Source organism: Hymenobacter negativus (genome assembly GCF_017571495.1).
Taxonomy (GTDB): Bacteria; Bacteroidota; Bacteroidia; order Cytophagales; family Hymenobacteraceae; genus Hymenobacter; species Hymenobacter negativus.
The window spans coordinates 1-581 of record NZ_JAGETZ010000040.1 but is presented as its reverse complement, the minus strand read 5'-3'; the positions used below and the strand labels follow the sequence as shown (position 1 = coordinate 581).

Genomic DNA, 581 nt, shown 5'->3' with positions numbered 1-581 from the left:
GCCTGCTCGCCTCCCACGGCCGTGGCGGTGCCCGCCGCTACCATTACCCCAACCACAGTTCAACTGACATTTACTCCTTCGGCTAGCGGCGTGACTGATTATACCGCCACTGTAACGCCTGCCGTAACCGGCAGCCCCTTTACGGTCACGGCCTCGCCATTCACTATCACCGGCCTGACGCCCGGCACCACCTACACTGTGACGCTGACCACCAACTGCTCTGGCGGTGGCGGTAGCTCAACGGCCACTTTGCCTGTGACCTTCACCACCGCATTCTCGTGCGTGACGCCGACGTATGCTGCTGTACCTTACACTCAAACGTTCGAAAATACTTGGATAACGAACTGCGCGCTGCGCGACGTGCCGAGCCTGAACTGGAAACTGACGGCTGGCAACGACCCCGACGCTTCGTTCCGTCGCAACGATGATGGGGCCGCCGGCAACTGGACATCAAACTTGTACGGCTACACGCCGGCGGGCAGCAATGCCGGGGGGACGACGTCCTCGTTTTCGGCCCGTTACCACTCGGGCAACGTGTCGCCCGTGACCGAATTCGCTCTGTTCGACCTCTACGCCAACGT

Annotated in this window: 1 protein-coding gene; it reads left to right on the top strand. The window is 61.4% G+C overall.

What is annotated here, in order from left to right; all coding sequences use genetic code 11:
* Window positions 1-581, top strand: a 581-nt coding sequence (locus tag J4E00_RS29320; protein WP_208178916.1) for a fibronectin type III domain-containing protein, incomplete at both ends; no start/stop codon positions are given.